This window comes from Xenorhabdus thailandensis (assembly GCF_037996785.1).
GTDB lineage: Bacteria > Pseudomonadota > Gammaproteobacteria > Enterobacterales > Enterobacteriaceae > Xenorhabdus > Xenorhabdus griffiniae.
On sequence record NZ_JBBMXF010000007.1, the window covers coordinates 809,598 to 828,175 of the forward strand.

Below are 18,578 nucleotides of genomic sequence, written 5' to 3' on the forward strand. Positions count from 1 at the left end.
AAATCATCATGATAAAAACGATCGATTTAAATAGTGATCTTGGTGAAAGCTTTGGTCAATGGCGCATGGGACATGATGAAGAAATACTGGGGATCGTCAGTAGTGCTAACGTTGCTTGTGGTTTTCATGCGGGTGATCCGGTTGGGATTTTGCAAACATTGAAATCTGCGCAGAAAAATGATGTAGCGGTAGGTGCCCATGTTTCTTATCCCGATTTAGTTGGCTTTGGGCGGCGTAAAATGGATATAGCCAGTCATGAACTTACCGCTGACGTTATTTACCAGATTGGCGCTTTGCAAGGATTGGCCACGGCGGCAGGTACTAAAGTGAGTTATGTCAAACCGCATGGCGCGCTTTATAACACGATCGCAAATGACGAATATCAGGCAATTGCTGTTATTGAAGGAATTCTGGCGATAGATCCTAACCTTGTGTTGGTTGGTTTGGCAGGATCAAACATTCTCAAATTAGCTCAGGAAAAGGGATTAAGAACCATAGCAGAAGCGTTTGCTGATCGTGCGTATACCTCACAAGGGGAATTAGTCTCTCGTCGTGAAACAGGATCTGTTTTGCATGATGCAGATCTCGTTGCTCAACGTATGTTGCAATTGGTGGCAGAAGGGGGAATTGAGTCAATTGATGGCAAATTTACCCCTATTCGGGCGGATTCAATTTGCGTACATGGTGATACTCCTGGCGCGGTAGCGATGGCAAAACAGATTAAGGCCGTTTTGCAGCGGGCAGGAATAACTATTCAGCCATTTATTCATTCATAAGAATGGATCGCATTAATATGGTTAATCATTTGAGGAGATAGCCTTGCGTTTTTTACCTGTTAATAGCAATACCATCATGGTTGAATTGAATGGATTGGCAGAAACATTGGCTCTGCTTGATTCACTGAACATGGCACCTATTTTGGGGATTGAAGAAATTATTCCGGCAGCGAGAACGCTGATGGTTCGTTTTCATCCGGCAAAAATATCAATCCAACAATTGGCGGCAGCAATCAGTAGCCGGGATTTGCAAGAACGCAGTCATACAACGGGAAAAAGCATAGAAATTCCTGTGCATTACAACGGTGATGATCTTGCACTGGTTGCGGAAATATTGGGATGTACTGTTCAGGAGGTTATCCAGCAACATACCGAAAATGAATATACCGTCGCCTTCACTGGCTTTGCCCCTGGGTTTGCCTATATGGTATCGAATACCTCACAATGGAATATACCTCGTCGCAACACCCCCAGAACGCGCATTCCGGCAGGTGCTGTTGCATTGGCAGGTGAATTCAGCAGCATTTATCCGCAGGCAAGCCCCGGAGGATGGCAGCTTATCGGTATTACGGCCGAACGTATGTGGGATCTTTCCCGCCCATCTCCGGCCTTATTGCAACCGGGTTATCGTGTTAACTTTCGAGATGTTGGGCGTCACCCTGCAATAATCAGTTTACCTGAAACTGGTGAGACAGAAATTAGCCTGCCTGAAACATCAGACCATAACATGGTTCTTACTCCAGGGGATTCCTGTCATTTGGAAATTTTGTCGGTGGGATTACTAACCTTATTGCAAGATCTGGGGCGGGTTGGTCAGGCAAAATCGGGGATCTCAGCATCGGGTGCAATGGATAAAAGCGCCTTGCGCAGTGCAAACCGTATTGTTGGCAATTCCTCTGACCAGGCTTGTCTGGAAATCGTTTCGGGTGGGTTTAAGGCAATCGCATATGGACAGATGCTGGTTGCAATTACGGGAGCTTCATGTCCAATAGAGATCAAAACGCCATCGGGTGAAATATTCCATGTGAATACTTACCAACCCATTGATTTAAACGATGGTGACGAAATTTCGTTGGGTGTTCCTGTCGCTGGCATACGTTCTTATTTATCGGTACGCGGAGGCTTTACGGTTCCAGCCATCTTATCCAGTCGTTCATTTGATACGTTGTCCAATATTGGGCCGGCTCCATTAAAAATGAATGACAAATTAGTTGTCGGAGAAACATCTCGCTGTGCAGCGATATCCATCTCTGAGACTCCGGCTTTTGACATGCCAAATAGAGATGAAATCGTCGTATTGGATATCTTATTTGGTCCTCGTACAGATTGGTTTACGCAAGAATCCATTGACTTATTGAGCAAGCAGATTTGGCAGGTAACACCTCAATCCAATCGGATTGGTTTGAGGCTAAATGGTGAATGCTCACTATCGCGAATTAAGTTACAAGAATTACCCAGCGAAGGAACATGTATGGGGGCGATACAAATTCCTGCCAGTGGGCAGCCGGTACTATTTTTGGCTGACCATCCATTGACCGGAGGATATCCAGTTATCGCTTCAGTTGCTGATTATCACCTCGATCTTGCTGGCCAGATCCCCGTTAATGCCAAAATTCGGTTCAACCCCATTAGCCAATTCCATGAAATTCAAGGGAGTAATGATTTGCCATGAACACCACTGTGAACCCTTTAAATAACAAAATTAATAAGAAAGTGCTGATTGCCAACCGTGGTGAAATTGCTGTTCGGATCATTCGAGCTTGCCGCGATTATGGAGTACAGACAGTCGCTGTCTATGCGGATGCCGATATCAACGCACAACACGTCCAACTGGCTGATGAGGCTTATTCTTTAGGAGGAAATAGCCCTACAGACACTTACCTCAATATTCCTCGTTTGCTGGAAATAGCGAAGAGAGCTGGTGCAATCCTGGTGCATCCAGGTTACGGTTTTCTGTCTGAGCGAGCGGAATTTGCTCAGGCAGTGATTGAAGCTGGCTTAACTTGGATTGGCCCTAACCCTGAAACGATTGATGAGCTGGGGGACAAAGTTAAGGCGCGTAAGATAGCCCAGAAAGTGGGAGCGCCGCTGGTCGTTGGGACATCTGAGCCAGTTAAAAATGTACAGGAGGTTGTTGCTTTTGCGGAGCAACATGGCTTGCCGATTGCCATCAAAGCGGCTTTTGGTGGCGGTGGACGAGGCTTGAAAGTTGCCTGGCGCATGGATGAAGTGGCAGAACTTTATCACTCAGCGGTACGTGAGGCGACAGCGGCATTTGGCCGTGGTGAATGTTTTATTGAGCAATTTTTGGATAAACCCCGCCATATAGAAGCACAGGTTATTGCGGATAAGCAGGGTAATGTTGTGGTACTTGGCACCCGTGACTGCTCTTTACAACGTCGTAACCAAAAGTTAGTGGAAGAAGCGCCTGCGCCATTTTTAACTCAAGAACAACGAGAACGTATTCATCAGTCGGCAAAAGCCATTTGTGAGGAAGCCAATTATGTGGGAGCGGGTACAGTAGAATTTTTACTGAGCGCAGATGGCACACTTTCTTTCTTAGAAGTCAATACTCGCTTACAAGTAGAGCACCCAGTAACAGAAGAGACAACAGGTATTGATCTGGTTATCGAGCAGTTGCGGGTAGCGGAAGGTTATCCATTAAGTATTCAGGAAACACCGATCCCAAGAGGACATTCATTTGAATTTCGTATTAATGCGGAAGATGCGGCTAAAGGCTTTCTGCCGATGTCTGGCACAATTACCGAATTTATCCCGCCTGCTGGCCCTGGCATTCGTTTGGACTCTGGTGTGATTAATGGCTCCACAATTCCGGCAACTTTTGATTCACTAATGGCAAAATTAATTGTTACAGGGGCAAGTAGAGAACAGGCCATTGTTCGGGCACGTCGGGCGTTGAAAGAGTTTAAACTCCGTGGTGTAGCTTCTGTTTTACCTTTCCACCAAGCAGTAATGGAGCATTCTGATTTTGTTTCTAGTGATAAATTCAATGTCCATACCCGCTGGATTGAAACAGATTTTGTGAATGAACTAGAGGCTTCATTACGTCAGTTTCCACTTGAAGATAAAAATATTACCCGTACTGTTATTGAGATTGATGGCCGCAGGCATGAATTGGGATTGCCATTGGATTTATTGGCACATTTAGCCCCTGTAGGTGAACAACCGTTTTCGTCGTCAGTGATCAAGGAAAAATTGCTGGAAGATCCCTGTCAGGTAAAAGCGCCTATTTCCGGCATCTTGCATTCTTGGATGGTTAAAGAAGGTGAGAAAGTTAGTGAAGGCGACGTGATTGCAGTGATGGAAGCGATGAAAATGGAAGTACAAATCAATGCTCATCGTTCGGGAAAAGTCACATTCTGTTCTCAGGCAGGGGATTATCAGGATGCAGGAAGTGTGCTGGCTAACATAGATTAGTGATTAATGTATCTTATTCGTTCTTAAAGTTATTTACATTTCTAATAGAAATGTAAATAATAACCCTTCTCAATAGTATTACCACTTGAAAATAAATGTCCAAAATTACCAAAATTTACGCTAGCCTGGCTAAAAATGGCCTGTGTGTTCCTTTGATGTCTGCATCTATGCTGACAGTGGCTATCTCTACCAACGCATTTGCAAATGTTGAAGAGGCGACTAAAAAATCGACTAAAACTAGCGATATACTGGTTGTTATTGCGGATAACAATGCCCAAGATACACCAGAAGATAGAAAAGTCAGCCGTAATGAAATCAGAGTTAAACAAGCACAAAGTGTTGGTGAAATTTTAAAGAATGTACCGGGTGTACAAGCCGGTCACCCTAGCGCGATAGGACAACGTTTTAAAATTCGTGGCATGGATGATCAATTCATCAACGTGACGATTGATGGCGCAAGGCAAGAAGGATATCACTTCCACCACGCAGGAAATTATGGCATTGATCCTGAAATGTTGAAGCAAGTTGATATCAAAGTTGGTAGTAACAGTATTACCTACGATACCGGTGCTATTGGTGGTGCATTAAAATTTGAAACTGTTGATGCGGGTGATCTGTTAGAGCCAGGGCAATTGTTTGGTGCCAAAGGAAAATTAAACTATTCAAGCAATGGTTCTGAATTCCAACAATCCTTAGCGACCTATGGTCGATTGGGTGCTGTTGATTTATTAGGTTACTTTACCCATCGCAATATGCATGATGCTGAATCTGGTAGAGATAGTTATGGGCGAGATTCAATTCCGACGGACGGGAAACTGATTAATTATTTATTAAAAGCAAAATTCAATCTGACAGATGAGCAATATATTAATGTATCAACGGAACATTATAAGAATGATGCTGATACTAACTTTAGGTTGAATTTTGGTGATGATATTAATGAAGGGAAAAAAGGGAAGTATGCTATTGACCGTAAAACCCATAATATCACTTATGGATATACCCCAGTCGATAATGATCTCATTGATTTAAAAATATCTGCCTATCACACTGAACAGGCCTTTACCCATATGAGAGAAATCACCGGAAATGGGAAAGGATTTGATAGTATTGTTGAAACCCAAGGTATTAAGGTTCGTAATACTTCTAGTTTTGATACTCAGAAGTTAGCTCATGCTTTAATCTATGGGTATGAATATTTTGATACCAGAATGGCATACACTGATGTAACAGAAAATGCATACAAAAAAGAAACAGAAAGAGGAAATGCATCCTCCATTTATTTAGAGGATGATATTCAATTTGCTGATTTCCATATCATACCGGGTATCAGATGGGATCACTATAAATATCATACGATTAATAAACAGAATGAATTATTTGATAGAACCTATTCCCACGTCTCAAAAGCACTCGGGGTGAAATACGAGCTTGGGGCATCTACAACATTATTTGCCAATTATACCGAACTCTTTAGGGGTCCATTGGGCAAAGAAATTGGTTTGGGACGAACTGGCCATAATGATAACTTAAAGGCCACAACCGGTTACAACTTAGAAACTGGATTGGTAGGTTCTTATCCTGACGTTTTTGCTGAAAATGACACATTGATGGTTTCAGGTAAGGTATTCCAAACGAATTTAAAAAACCTGTCTACAACTTTAGCTAAGAGGGAATTACACAATATCCCGAAATCCAGATTAGAAGGGTTTGAATTAGCGACAGGCTATAAACTGGGTAATCTGTCCTTAAAAGCTACTTATGCTAAAGTCGACAACAAGATTATTCAAGGTAATGAGCTGATTAATAAAGCGTTTACCAAAGGATTAGAGTTTGAGCCATCAATCGGTGACTCTATCACTGTGGGTGGTAGTTATCTATTTGAAAAAACTGACATTGAACTCGGCTGGAATACCCGCTTTGTGATGTCAAAAAATTCAAAGGGTAAAGAAAAAAATGAGAACAAAGAAGACATTATTGTCGATGTCAATAAACCAGGATATGGCGTAAGTAATATGTATATCTCTTGGGCACCAAAATTAGGGGTATTTAAAAATACCGAACTCTTGTTTGGTATCGATAATATCTTCGACAAGCGTTACAACGAACACTCTTACTATTTGAATACTACACGAGGACAAGAAGAAAAAGGCCGCACATATAAAGCGACAATTTCTTATAAGTTCTAATGAACAGACCTTAAAAGTTTCAAAAATACCTTTCGTAACAAGTCTGCGGATAAACCGCAGACTTTTTTCTGACATTATTTTCAATTCACAATTACAGCGTAAAAATCCCAATCAGGGCGATCACAGTCAAAATCGCGGCTGCACCATAAAATACCCACTTACTGGCAGGAATAGGGATTTGCAGATCGTGCATACCATGATGCAGGCGGTGCAAACCGCACCATAAAGGCAAGCTAATCATCAACAGTAAAAAGATGCGACCAATAAAACTTTGGCAAAATGTCAGGATGCGTTCATAAGAAAGTGCTTCTGGCGCCAATCCCAGTGGCAGAAAAATACCCAGCAGCAGAATGATTGCTGGCCCAACAATCGCGCTCCACATACCGCCGGCACCAAATAGCCCCCAGAAAATCGGTTCATCGGAACGTTTAGGTACTTGATTCATCAGCTCCTCCTTGGGATTAGAAAAACAGGGCTACGCCGAGGATCACGACAGTAGCAATAATCGTGATTGTCCATAGCAGCTTGATAATCGGCTCTGGCGGCATTTTCTCATTGTTAACGATAATATTGAGAGCCTTGGGCGCCAGCTCAAACCAGGTTTTGGTATGCAGCAAAGTAGCCAGCAGGGTAATGATATTAATCAGCAATACCAGTGGATTTTGCAGAAAAGAGACAAATCCCGACCAGCTTTCAGGGCCACCTTTCAGGGCAAACAAGCCGTAAAGTACCAGGACACTGAACCAAATGGTGGGGATGGACGTTCCTTCACGCAACATATAAAAGCGATAAAAACCGAGTTTACGCCACCAGTTAGCTTCCATACCACGCACATAAGGCTTACGTTTTGTTGTCATTACTCTCTCCTCCCTTATTGTGGTTTCAGCATGGAGATAAGAAAATCTTTGGCGCTTTCTGCTTTGCTCTGTTGGATCGCACCGGCTGGATCAACATGTTTCGGGCACACTTCAGAGCAGTAACCGACAAAAGTGCAAGACCAGACGCCATTATCGCTGTTGATTTGCGGCATACGTTCTTTCTTGCCGTGATCGCGGCTATCAAGGTTATAGCGATGTGCCAGAGTGACTGCGGCAGGCCCAATGAATTCAGGATTCAGGCCAAATTGAGGACAGGCGGCATAGCACAGGCCGCAATTGATACAACCAGAAAATTGATGATATTTTGCCATTTGGGCAGGTGTTTGCACATTTGGGCCATCGGCGGGTTTGCGATCATTGCCAATGATATAAGGCTTGATAGCTTCCAGGCTCTCAATAAAGTGAGTCATATCCACAACCAGATCCCGCTCAATGGGGAAATTACCTAGTGCTTCGACTTTCATTCCTTGAGCATAATCGCGCAGGAATGTTTTACAGGCCAGTTTTGGCACACGGTTTACCATCATGCCGCAGGAGCCACAGATTGCCATGCGGCAGGACCAGCGGTAGGAGAGGTCAGGCGCCAGATTGTCCTTGATATAACCCAATGCATCCAGTAGTGAAGTTTGTTCATCATAAGGCACTTCATAAGTGACGAAATGGGGTTCATTGTCAATTTCCGGGTTATAGCGCATGACTTCCATTTTCAAATTGTTCATCTCAGCCATTCGCTTGCTCCTTCTGTTTTTTCTCTTGTGCAGCTGCCTCCCCCCCATAGACACGTTTTGCAGGTTGAGATTTGGTTATCTTCACATCACTGTATTCCAGACGTGGGGCACCTTCTGGGTTATAGAAAGCCAGTGTATGTTTCAGGAAATTCATATCATCACGTTCGGTACAGCCTTCATCAAGACGCTGGTGGGCGCCGCGGGACTCTTTGCGATTCATGGCAGAATGCGCCATACATTCAGCAACGTCCAAACCAAATCCTAATTCAATGGTGTAAAGCAGATCGGTATTGAATACACTGGAACGGTCGCTAATTCCGATATGTTTGAACCGCTCTTTCAATTCGGCAATTTTATCAATGGTTTTCTGCATGAGTTCTGGTGTACGATAAATTCCGCAGCCTTCTTCCATGGAGGTTCCCAGTTCATCGCGGATTTTCGCCCAGTTTTCACCACCCTTCTGGTTCAGCAATTGATTGAGTTTATCTTCAACATCACGAGATTGAGCATCCAATACGCTATTATTGGCGGGTTTCACTTCCTGGATATGTTTGACTGCTTCTTCACCGGCCAGGCGGCCAAAGACAACTAATTCAGACAGCGAGTTAGAGCCGAGGCGGTTTGCACCATGCAAACCAACAGAAGAGCATTCACCAATAGCGAACAATCCCTTGATGCGAGTTTCACACTGTTGATTGGTTTCGATTCCGCCCATCGTGTAATGTGCCGTTGGACGAACAGGGATTGGTTCTTTGACCGGATCAACGCCGACATAGGCTTTTGCCAGTTCACAGATAAAAGGCAGGCGTTCGAGCAGCTTTTTCTCACCTAAATGACGCAGATCCAGATGCACTACATCGCCACGCGGTGTTGCGATAGTGCGGCCTGCCTGCCATTCATGCCAGAACGCCTGAGACACTTTGTCACGCGGGCCTAATTCCATATATTTGTTTTCAGGGTGTCCAAGAGGCGTTTCTGGCCCCAGACCATAATCCTGTAGATAACGATAACCCTCCTTGTTCACCAGAATCCCGCCTTCACCACGGCAGCCTTCGGTCATCAAAATACCGGAGCCAGGCAGGCCGGTTGGGTGATATTGCACAAATTCCATATCGCGTAATGGGATACCGTGACGGAACGCAATTCCCATACCATCACCCGTCACAATGCCCCCATTCGTGTTATAACGGTATACACGCCCGGCACCGCCAGTTGCCATAATGACTGCATTAGCGCGGAGCTGAACTTTCGTCCCTTCCACCATATTCAGCGCAACCAATCCGCGTGCCTGCCCTTCATCCACCAAAATATCGAGGACAAAATGTTCATCAAAGCGCTGGATTTGTGGATATTTGAGCGAAGTCTGGAACAGTGTATGGAGCATATGAAAACCCGTCTTATCGGCAGCAAACCATGTGCGCTCAATTTTCATGCCTCCGAAACGACGTACGTTTACAGAGCCATCATCCTTGCGACTCCACGGGCAGCCCCATTGTTCCAGTTGGATCATTTCTGTCGGGCAATGCTTGACGAAATACTCAACCACATCTTGCTCACATAGCCAGTCACCACCGGATACCGTGTCATTGAAGTGAAAATCATAGGAATCGTGCGCCTGAGTGACAGCGGCGGATCCACCTTCTGCGGCCACTGTATGGCTACGCATAGGATAAACTTTTGAGAGCAAGGCGATTTTGAGTTGGGGATGGGTTTCAGCAGCAGCGATGGCGGCTCGTAGCCCTGCACCACCGGCTCCGATAATCGCGAGGTCGACATTGAAGGTTTGCACTGCTCTTCTCCATTGTTCAAGTGAGAGTCAATCTACTATTTTTTTATGGTTTAATTATAGCGAAGAGTGTCGGGGGTAAATTTGATATGAATGTGGGTTTTGCTGGATTTTGCCGGTAAAACGTGATCTAACGCATATTTTTACTGATCCAAATGTTGCAGTTAATAAATGCCTAACTACATCAAGAGGATTTATATAAAAGTAACTATAAGATTAATTTGGATAACAAACAGGTTGTTATTATAAATTTATACCATTACCGTCTTTTTTATTAACGGCTTATACCAAATTAACTTCAATTTTCAGCTTGCAAGTCAATGTGATTATTTATATCTCCTCGCGTAGCGGGGAGATATAAGGCGTATCTTGAAAGGCGATTGGTCTATATTAGAATGCGGATTTAATTTAGATATTAATAGAACAAAAATAATTTTAATTAAATTTTTTTATTTATAAATAAATGGATAACAAATAGAGTGAATAGCTCTTAAAATTAAGTGTATAAAGAATAAGAATATACGCATTAAACTTAAAGTCGCAATTTACAACACGATATGAAGCCTGATTTCTCCCCGCAAAGCGGGGAGAAATCACATGCATATTGAAGTTAGATTGGTATATAAAGAAATTGAGGACAATGAATTGTCTGGTAGGCTTGATGAAGGTAAACTGCGCGTTTTGTTTTATTTTGGAGTCATAGAAATATGAACGAAAACGCGAATTGGCAGCCAAGTGCCCCTATCGCCAATTTATTGAAAAGGGCAGAGATTTTAGCAGAAATACGGCGCTTTTTCGCAGATCGTGGGGTGTTGGAAGTTGAAACACCTGCCATGAGTCAGGCGACTGTCACCGACGTTCATCTGGTCCCTTTCCAGACACAGTTCGTTGGACCGGGAGCGGCAGATGGCTTGACTCTGTACCTGATGACTAGTCCTGAATACCATATGAAGCGCCTGCTGGCAGCTGGCAGTGGTTCCATTTATCAGATGGGAAGAAGTTTCCGCAATGAGGAAGCGGGTCGTCATCATAATCCAGAGTTCACTATGCTGGAGTGGTATCGTCCGCACTACGACATGTATCGCTTGATGAACGAAGTAGATGATCTGTTACAGCAGATCCTGGATTGTGAAAGCGCTGAATCGCTGTCTTACCAACAGGCCTTTATGCGATATCTGGATATTGATCCCCTTACCGCAAGCAAAGAAAAATTGCGTGAAGTTGCGGCTAAGCTCGATCTCAGCAATATCGCTGATCAGGAAGAAGATCGGGATACCTTATTGCAGTTACTTTTTGTCATGGGGGTAGAAACTCAGATCGGCATTGAAAAACCGACGTTTATTTATCACTTCCCAGCCTCTCAAGCGGCATTGGCAGAAATTAGCAAGGAAGATCACCGTGTTGCGGAGCGTTTTGAGGTCTATTTTAAAGGTATGGAGTTGGCGAATGGTTTTCGCGAACTAACCGATAGCAATGAACAACGTCTTCGTTTTGAACAGGATAACCGTAAGCGTGAAGAAATGGGCTTGCCGATTCAGCCAATTGATGAATACCTGCTTGCTGCCCTTGCTCACGGAATGCCTGAATGTGCAGGTGTAGCATTAGGGGTTGATCGTTTGATTATGCTGGCATTGGGTGCTGAACGGATTAGTGAAGTTATCGCTTTTCCTGTGGGGATCTCGTAGCAAAATCATTTATGCCATCAGCCAAGGGGCAGTCCTAGACTACCCCTTGGTTTTTCTACATTATTTGCACTGATTATTTATGCTCGTGGTGTTTTCTCAGGAACTTCACTGCCAAATCAGGGAAATCTGTGAATGCCCCATCGACATTGACTTTGTCGAAAACGATATCAAACAATTGGTTGCCGCTGGTGGCATATTTTGGCAATTGATCGATACGGATGGTATATGGGTGTACCGCCAGATGGCTGGCGTGAGCTTCTTTTACCATGCCAGTTAATTTAATGTGGTTTGGCGTAGAGTCACTGGCGATAAGCATATGGTAATCAGGACCAATTCCATCAGCATATTTTGCGACTTCTTTCATCGCGCCAGGTTTAAACATCCAGTCATAACTATAATTCTGCCATGTACCATCTGACTTTTGTTCGTAGGTTTCGTTCCAGTCAGTGTAAGCGATAAGCTGAATCAGTTTCAGATCCATCCCCAATTTCGGCTCCAGTTCATTTTTGATGCGTTTGAGTTCATTGGCATCAAAACATTGCAGATAAACTTTATCGCTCTTTTTGGTGTAACCATATTGTTTCAGGACTTCCAGCACTTTGCTGGTGATATCTTTGCCTTCCTGGCGATGGAACCACGGCGCCTTGATTTCAGGGTAGATGCCAATATCTTTACCCGTGGATTTATTCAGGCCTTGAATAAACTCCAGTTCTTCCTGGAAGGTATGAATGTGAAAATCAGACTTACCCATCGGGAAACGTCCGGGATAGCTTTGGACTTTTTTGCCATCTTTGATATCAAAACCTTCCGTAAATTTCAGTGATTTAATTTCTGGCAGGGTAAAGTCTATCGCATAATAGCGACCGTCAGCACGGGCGCGGTTTGGGAAACGTTCTGCGACATCTGTTACGCGATCAAGATAGTGATCGTGCAGTACAATGAGCTGGTCATCTTTGGTCATAACCAGATCTTGCTCAAGATAATCTGCGCCTTGTGCATAGGCCATTGCTTTGGCGGGTAATGTGTGTTCAGGTAAATAACCGCTAGCGCCACGATGGGCGATAACAATCTTATCTGCTGCATGTGCAATACCTGACATGGATGATGCTAACAGAATACCAGCCATAATAGCCTTAATCGGGGTCTGCATTGAGATTCTCCATTTATTCTAATAAAAGTCTTAAACAAAAAATTAGGTTACTTACTGTCTTACTGATTTTTCGTCAGTCGCCAGAAAAATAGGGTGATCATTCGAGTCGATTTTTATAGAAAATAATGACATAACACAATCCTGAATATTATTTTTATCAGCGGTATGTCACAGTTTTATGACATAAAAAATTTTCTCCATGTTCTGTTTATATCCCGTTTTATTTTGGCTGTCATTAAATTAACAAAATCACCATATAAGATGGTTTTTTTATTACCAATGAAAGATGTAATATACCCATCTCACTTCAAGATGCGTGTGATTTCATATCGTGTTGTAAATTGCAACTTGAAGTTTAATGCGTATAGAAAAGCATTGGCTTATATAATATGAGAATAGAGCATGTAAAATATAGAGTTCCGATTAAAATAGAGCATCTTGAAAGTGTTAAATCAAAAGACTGTTAATACCGTATGGATATAAAGACGATATCCATAAGTAAAAGTAAGCAATATATTTAACGCTGTATAACATGATAACCCATGAAATCGCAGTACAAGAGCGTTGTACTGCGATTGATGTGATTATTAATCAGTGTATTGCAATGATATTACTGACCTTGACGGGCAATTTCCTGCTTATGCTTATTTTCACTCAACATAACAAGCAGCAGCAGAATAACCGAGAGGATACAACCGCCGATCATGACCATAAAGCCGCCGTCCCAACCGAAGTAGTCAACGGTATAGCCGACGATGATACTGGCCGCAACCGAACCGCCCAGGTAGCCAAACAAACCGGTAAAGCCTGCGGCTGTGCCTGCTGCTTTTTTCGGTGCTAATTCCAGGGCATGTAGGCCGATTAGCATCACCGGACCGTAAATCAGGAAGCCGATAACCAGCATACAGATCATATCGATATCAGGATTACCTTCTGGGTTTAGCCAGAATACGATAGTGGCGATGGTGACAAGGATCATGAAGAATACGCCCGTGGCACCACGGTTGCCTTTAAATACTTTGTCCGACATCCAGCCACACAGCAGCGTACCCGGAATACCTGCGTATTCATACAGGAAGTAAGCCCAGGAAGACTTATCCATGGTAAAGTCTTTCACTTCCTTCAAGTAAGTTGGTGACCAGTCAAGAATACCGTAGCGCAGTAAGTATACGAATACGTTGGCAACTGCAATCATCCATAGCAATTTATTCGGTAAAACGTACTGCATGAAAATTTCTTTTGCTGTCAGTTCTTTTTCGTTTTTTTCCGTATAGTCAGGTGGATAATCGTTTTTATACTCTTCAATAGGGGGTAAGCCACAAGATTGTGGTGTATCGCGCATTAAAGCAAAAACAATGAGTGCCACGATGATAGCCGCAAAGGCTGGCATGTAGAACGCGGCTTTCCAGTCATTGAACCAGGCCATTCCCAACATGAACAGTAATGGTGGCACGCCGCCGCCAACGTTATGTGCACAGTTCCAGACAGAAACAATTCCACCACGCTCTTTCTGTGACCACCAATGAACCATGGTACGCCCGCAAGGAGGCCACCCCATACCCTGGAACCAGCCGCAAAGGAACAGCAGAGAAAACATGATAGCAATGCTGGAGGTCGCCCATGGTACAAAGCCCATAATCAGCATCACTACCGCTGCCAGTATCAAACCCGCGGGCAAGAAAACACGTGGATTCGAGCGGTCGGAAACGGAACCCATGATGAATTTTGAGAAGCCGTATGCAATTGAAATCCCTGATAATGCAAAACCAAGATCTCCCTTAGAAAAGCCTTGTTCGATCAAGGAAGGTATGGCGAGAGCAAAGTTTTTTCTTACCAGATAGTAAGCTGCATATCCGAAGAAGATCCCCATAAAAATTTGCCAGCGCAAGCGACGATAGAGTGGATCTATTTCCTGCGCAGGCACCCGAGCCTTATGAGGCGCCGGCTTGAAAATACTTAACATATTTTTTGTCTCCACATGACTTTTGTATGAGCGAATCACCACCATCAAGCAATGATGGCGTTAAACGAAAAATTTTAACTATTTATTTTCTATATCGAAGCTAATATTAGCTGAAAACAACCTTATCTGACTGTGAGGTATCGCTAACATATAGATATAATTTCGAAAAGTCGATAATTTTGAGTGATTTAGCGCTTTTTTTGAATACAAATTATTTATATTAGTGTGATAGCAGTCACAATAAACGGCTTTTGGGCTATTTTTTATTTTTGCCCGTTTAAAGTTTGTATATATTCTCGACCAAATAAAAGCTCATTATTATTAGGGGAATTTGTCTGATGTAGTAACCATTGAAAAGTCAGATAAATATAATTCACACAAACGTTTCTATTATAAAAATTATTTAATAAATAACTGTTGGCGTTTTCTGTCTGCTTTTTTTAACAAGTGGTGCTGTTTTCCTGATGGTGTTATTTAAATAACATTCTCATTTGTATATGTGATTTGTTTTTATTTACATGCTTTGCGTTTTTTATAACGTGGTTATAAATAAAATGTTTGAAATTAAAAGTCAAAATAATAGATATTACTACAAATAGTTATTCATGCTGCTGACAGCAGTTTTCATGCAGGGTTGGATAACTGTTTTACGATATAAATTTCAATGATATCAGTTGGTTGATTGGTTTTGGTTGCAGGTTATATAGGCGTAATACCTCCTGTCTTCCAAATAATCATGGTTTTTATATAAGTTGATTGTTTAATTAATAAAAGATTACAAATTAATACTAATTAATATATTTATTAAATTCGCAATAAATTTTTTCAATTTATTTTTTTAATCCAGTTAGCGTCAACATAAGGTATTTGAAAATACTGAATGTGGACAAAAATTGGAAGATAACGACTACCAGCATTAATGCCCCTACTCATCATGAAAAATGATGAAACCAATGGGGTTCAGAATGAGAGCATCATTATGAATACTGACACACACAAGGCAATATTACACACAGCATTTACTACTGGGCAAAAAAAATCTTCCGTTGTTGAAGCTGAATTTCATCGTAATATCAGTCATATGACAGCAGAACTTGAACCGTGCTTTAAGAACGTTCCTTCGGGGAGTCGTGATTTTTCCCGAATTCGAGCGCTTGCTACAGTATCACTGACGGGGGTGACCGGATATGTCCACCAAATATTACACTATCTGATTGGTATTGGATTCTTACCGGCAGCGCTTTCAAAAAGTTGCAATATGGAGGCTGTATCATGGAACGATTAATCAGAAAAGAAATCATGAATTGGATGATCGTTACCAATGGTAAACAGCATTATTCAGTCTGGCCTATTGAGTATGAGATCCCGCAGGGATGGATGGTCATAGGCAGAACAGGGACGAAAGAAGAATGTTTGAGTTATATTACTAAAATTTGGCAGGAGCCAACAAGATAGACATTGTTAACTAAATTATGGGCATGTTCCTTCGGGTTCATGCCCGTTTTATTTCGCCAGTAAGTTTCGGTCAGTGAGTCAATTAATTATGCTATTCGCCTCATTTTGTGAGGCGAATAGCGTTGTTATTTGCCTCATTCTATGAGTAGAATGATTAGACTATTGGCGTCATAAGGTGGAATTCAATGTGGATCTGGGAACAAAAAAATTGGCCTAATTTCCAATGGGATGAGCATGTGCTGAATCCTATTTTGCGGGAAATTCACTTTAATCAGGGGGTGCTATTAGGAAAATCTGACGTTGAAAGTACAGAGCAAGCAACACTGGATAATCTTCTTGCCAGTATCCTCTATTCCTGTGAAATAGAAGGTGAAGAGTTGAATGCAGCATCAGTACGCTCTTCATTGGCAAATCGATTCGGGATCAGTGAAGCTAAGCCCTATCCAACCAGTGAGCAGACCGATGGTATGGCAGAAATTGCCTTTGATGTGGTGGTGAGATATAACGAATCTCTGACGCTAAATCGCCTTTTGAAATGGCACGAATTGATGTTTCCCGCGGATTATACTTTGTTTAGTCCCATTAAAGGTGGTCAACTGCGGCACGGGGGGATGCAAGTCATCTCTGGTAGAATAGATAATCCTATTGTTCATTTTGAAGCGCCACCTGCCGAAAAATTGCAGGGAGAAATGACACAGTTTATTACCTGGTTTAATCAATCTCGTCATGAACTCTATCTTGATCCGATTTTGCGGGCAGCAATCGTACATTTATGGTTTGTCATGTTGCATCCAATGGAAGATGGTAATGGGCGCATTATCCGTTTTTTGACTGATTTAGTATTGGCGCAAGGTGAAAGCCGTTCGATTCGATTTTATGCCATGTCAGTAAGTATTTGTGAACGCCGTAAGCAATATTACGAAATACTGGAACAGACTCAGCGTGGTGATCTGGATATTACCGATTGGATGGTGTGGTTTCTGCAAACACTCAATAGCACCCTTATTGCTAAATTGAAGCAAATTGATGACCTAGTGAAAAAGACTCGATTCTGGCGTCGTGTTGATCAAAGCCAGCTCAATCAGGAACAAATAAAAGTATTGAACAGAATGTTAGATGCTGATTTTCAACAAGGTATTAATAGCAGCCAATATCAAAAAGTGGCTAAAGTGAGTCGTGCAACTGCGACCCGACATTTAAATCATCTAACAGAACTCGGTTGTTTGGAAAAAACTGAGGCTGGGGGCCGTAGCACACGTTATATTATTCATCATATTTGAATCTATTTTGGTCAAACTCTTAGGGCGGGAATTCCCGCACTAAGAGCAATCGAATTAATTTCGCAATCACTTAATACAACCAATCTTTACCCACTTGGTCTGCGGCCAAAATTGCGGCGTAAACTTGTTCTGGTGTCACAACAAATGGCATATTGTGAATGGTTTCACCTTCGGCACAACTTGCGATAGCGACTTGCATGATTTTTTCATGCAGTTTCTCATTATCACGTAAGCCCAATTGCTCCAGTGTGACGGGTAACCCGACCTGTACACAGAAATCGAGCACAGTTTCCAATTCTTCACTTGGGCTATTTTCTAAGATCAATTGTGTCAGAGTTCCAAACGCAACTTTTTCGCCATGATAGAGATGATGACACTCTTCCAGCACGGTAAAGCCATTGTGGATGGCGTGAGCTGCTGCTAATCCTGCACTTTCAAAACCAATGCCACTCAAGTAGGTATTTGCTTCCACAATATTTTCAACGGCTGGTGTACTGACACCGGCTTCTACCGCCAGTTTTGCTTTATAACCTTCCGCCAGCAAGGTTTCATAACACAGTTTTGCCAATGCCAAACCTGTGGTGGATGTTGCACCGCCAGCCATGGTTGGTTTGTGGGCTGTACTGCTGGCTCGTGCCTCAAAATAGGTGGCGAGTGCATCTCCCATACCTGCGACAAGCAGGCGAACCGGTGCCTTAGCAATGATATTGGTATCCATTAGCACGATGTTTGGATTTTGTGGATAGAACAGGTAGCTGTCGAATTCACCGAGTTCAGTATAAAGAACGGAAAGGGCACTGGTCGGTGCATCGGTTGAAGCAAGGGTAGGAGAAATAATGACGGGTATTTTGGCTTCGTATGCAACCGCCTTGGCAGTATCAATCGTCTTTCCTCCCCCGATCCCGATAACAGCCTGACATTGTTGTTTCAACAAAATGGCAGACAAGCGATAGATCTCATTACGGCTGCACTCACCATTGAAAAGTTCGAAATGGCTAGTCACTTCGTGTTCTTCGAGACTCTGGCTGACGGTATCCCCAATAAGGCTCATCACGAAATTATCAGCAATTACGAAAACATGGTCAGCAAGTATTTTGGTATATCGACCAATGTGAGATAACGCACCTGGCCCTTGGATATATTTGGATGGAGACTGGATCACTTTCAGCATAAGAAATATTCCTTCTTTACCGGAAACTAGGCATAGAGTGTCACAATACTGGCGTAGGGCAAGTTACGCATTGCCCCTC

At 42.8% G+C, this 18,578-nt stretch carries 15 protein-coding genes; 8 read left to right on the forward strand and 7 right to left on the reverse strand.

Going from position 1 to position 18,578, the window contains the following annotated elements; translation table 11 throughout:
- The first annotated feature begins 8 nt into the window (after window positions 1–8).
- The 4 genes from AAC853_RS06300 to AAC853_RS06315 all read left to right on the forward strand — a co-directional run bounded on the left by AAC853_RS06300 (window position 9) and on the right by AAC853_RS06315 (window position 6,403).
- Window positions 9–776 (forward strand): LamB/YcsF family protein, encoded by a 768-nt coding sequence (locus AAC853_RS06300; protein WP_340613986.1) that lies wholly within the window; start codon window positions 9–11, stop codon window positions 774–776.
- Between the two features lie 43 nt (window positions 777–819).
- The gene (locus AAC853_RS06305) at window positions 820–2,448 is read left to right on the forward strand and encodes a 5-oxoprolinase subunit B/C family protein (protein ID WP_340613987.1); all 1,629 of its coding nucleotides are present in this window, start codon (window positions 820–822) and stop codon (window positions 2,446–2,448) included.
- Window positions 2,445–4,214 (forward strand): acetyl/propionyl/methylcrotonyl-CoA carboxylase subunit alpha, encoded by a 1,770-nt coding sequence (locus tag AAC853_RS06310; protein ID WP_340613988.1) that lies wholly within the window; start codon window positions 2,445–2,447, stop codon window positions 4,212–4,214. The genes AAC853_RS06305 and AAC853_RS06310 overlap by 4 nt, the downstream gene beginning before the upstream one ends.
- 95 nt (window positions 4,215–4,309) lie before the next feature.
- A complete protein-coding gene (locus tag AAC853_RS06315) occupies window positions 4,310–6,403 on the forward strand; it encodes a TonB-dependent receptor domain-containing protein (protein WP_340613989.1) in 2,094 nt (697 codons plus the stop codon).
- A 91-nt stretch (window positions 6,404–6,494) separates the two neighbouring features.
- Here AAC853_RS06315 and frdD read toward each other — a convergent pair whose 3' ends face one another.
- The 4 genes from frdD to frdA are packed head-to-tail and all read right to left on the reverse strand — an operon-like array spanning window position 6,495 to window position 9,798.
- Entirely contained in the window at window positions 6,495–6,851 is a 357-nt protein-coding gene (gene frdD / locus AAC853_RS06320) for a fumarate reductase subunit FrdD (RefSeq protein ID WP_340614167.1), read from the reverse strand.
- A gap of 13 nt (window positions 6,852–6,864) precedes the next feature.
- A complete protein-coding gene (frdC, locus tag AAC853_RS06325) occupies window positions 6,865–7,260 on the reverse strand; it encodes a fumarate reductase subunit FrdC (RefSeq protein ID WP_340613990.1) in 396 nt (131 codons plus the stop codon).
- Between the two features lie 14 nt (window positions 7,261–7,274).
- Window positions 7,275–8,009 carry a succinate dehydrogenase/fumarate reductase iron-sulfur subunit gene (locus AAC853_RS06330; protein WP_338884175.1) on the reverse strand — a complete coding sequence of 245 codons (735 nt, stop codon included), beginning with the start codon at window positions 8,007–8,009 and terminating at the stop codon, window positions 7,275–7,277.
- Window positions 8,002–9,798, reverse strand: a complete 1,797-nt coding sequence (frdA, locus tag AAC853_RS06335) for a fumarate reductase (quinol) flavoprotein subunit (protein WP_340613991.1) — start codon at window positions 9,796–9,798, stop codon at window positions 8,002–8,004. Before frdA ends, AAC853_RS06330 begins: the two co-directional genes overlap by 8 nt.
- A 704-nt stretch (window positions 9,799–10,502) precedes the next feature.
- Between frdA and epmA the strand changes: the two genes are divergently transcribed.
- Entirely contained in the window at window positions 10,503–11,480 is a 978-nt protein-coding gene (gene epmA / locus AAC853_RS06340; RefSeq protein ID WP_189759582.1) for an elongation factor P--(R)-beta-lysine ligase, read from the forward strand.
- Window positions 11,481–11,553: 73 nt separating this feature from the next.
- On the opposite strand, the gene glpQ is transcribed toward epmA, so the two are convergent.
- Together glpQ and glpT are read right to left on the reverse strand one after the other, a co-directional pair.
- Window positions 11,554–12,630: a glycerophosphodiester phosphodiesterase gene (glpQ, locus tag AAC853_RS06345; protein ID WP_340613992.1), complete on the reverse strand. Its 1,077-nt coding sequence runs from the start codon at window positions 12,628–12,630 to the stop codon at window positions 11,554–11,556.
- Between the two features lie 610 nt (window positions 12,631–13,240).
- The gene (glpT, locus tag AAC853_RS06350; RefSeq protein WP_340613993.1) at window positions 13,241–14,593 is read right to left on the reverse strand and encodes a glycerol-3-phosphate transporter; all 1,353 of its coding nucleotides are present in this window, start codon (window positions 14,591–14,593) and stop codon (window positions 13,241–13,243) included.
- A gap of 979 nt (window positions 14,594–15,572) precedes the next feature.
- Between glpT and AAC853_RS06355 the strand changes: the two genes are divergently transcribed.
- The 3 genes from AAC853_RS06355 to AAC853_RS06365 all read left to right on the forward strand — a co-directional run bounded on the left by AAC853_RS06355 (window position 15,573) and on the right by AAC853_RS06365 (window position 17,328).
- Complete coding sequence (locus tag AAC853_RS06355; protein ID WP_340613994.1) at window positions 15,573–15,878, forward strand: hypothetical protein; 306 nt, start codon at window positions 15,573–15,575, stop codon at window positions 15,876–15,878.
- Entirely contained in the window at window positions 15,866–16,048 is a 183-nt protein-coding gene (locus tag AAC853_RS06360; protein ID WP_273571095.1) for an MbtH family NRPS accessory protein, read from the forward strand. The genes AAC853_RS06355 and AAC853_RS06360 overlap by 13 nt, the downstream gene beginning before the upstream one ends.
- Window positions 16,049–16,233: 185 nt before the next feature.
- Window positions 16,234–17,328 carry a Fic family protein gene (locus AAC853_RS06365; RefSeq protein ID WP_340613995.1) on the forward strand — a complete coding sequence of 365 codons (1,095 nt, stop codon included), beginning with the start codon at window positions 16,234–16,236 and terminating at the stop codon, window positions 17,326–17,328.
- Window positions 17,329–17,398: 70 nt separating this feature from the next.
- On the opposite strand, the gene AAC853_RS06370 is transcribed toward AAC853_RS06365, so the two are convergent.
- Complete coding sequence (locus tag AAC853_RS06370; protein WP_340613996.1) at window positions 17,399–18,499, reverse strand: glycerol dehydrogenase; 1,101 nt, start codon at window positions 18,497–18,499, stop codon at window positions 17,399–17,401.
- Window positions 18,500–18,578 lie beyond the last annotated feature (79 nt).

Bases quoted from the DNA above. Each gene is read 5' to 3' on its own strand.
- AAC853_RS06300 (WP_340613986.1), top strand. From the start codon at position 9: ATGATAAAAACGATCGATTTAAATAGTGATCTTGGTGAAAGCTTTGGT.
- AAC853_RS06370 (WP_340613996.1), bottom strand. From the start codon at position 18,499: ATGCTGAAAGTGATCCAGTCTCCATCCAAATATATCCAAGGGCCAGGT.
- AAC853_RS06355 (WP_340613994.1), top strand. From the start codon at position 15,573: ATGAATACTGACACACACAAGGCAATATTACACACAGCATTTACTACT.
- AAC853_RS06365 (WP_340613995.1), top strand. From the start codon at position 16,234: ATGTGGATCTGGGAACAAAAAAATTGGCCTAATTTCCAATGGGATGAG.
- glpQ (WP_340613992.1), bottom strand. From the start codon at position 12,630: ATGCAGACCCCGATTAAGGCTATTATGGCTGGTATTCTGTTAGCATCA.
- epmA (WP_189759582.1), top strand. From the start codon at position 10,503: ATGAACGAAAACGCGAATTGGCAGCCAAGTGCCCCTATCGCCAATTTA.
- glpT (WP_340613993.1), bottom strand. From the start codon at position 14,593: ATGTTAAGTATTTTCAAGCCGGCGCCTCATAAGGCTCGGGTGCCTGCG.
- AAC853_RS06315 (WP_340613989.1), top strand. From the start codon at position 4,310: ATGTCCAAAATTACCAAAATTTACGCTAGCCTGGCTAAAAATGGCCTG.
- AAC853_RS06330 (WP_338884175.1), bottom strand. From the start codon at position 8,009: ATGGCTGAGATGAACAATTTGAAAATGGAAGTCATGCGCTATAACCCG.
- frdC (WP_340613990.1), bottom strand. From the start codon at position 7,260: ATGACAACAAAACGTAAGCCTTATGTGCGTGGTATGGAAGCTAACTGG.
- AAC853_RS06310 (WP_340613988.1), top strand. From the start codon at position 2,445: ATGAACACCACTGTGAACCCTTTAAATAACAAAATTAATAAGAAAGTG.
- AAC853_RS06360 (WP_273571095.1), top strand. From the start codon at position 15,866: ATGGAACGATTAATCAGAAAAGAAATCATGAATTGGATGATCGTTACC.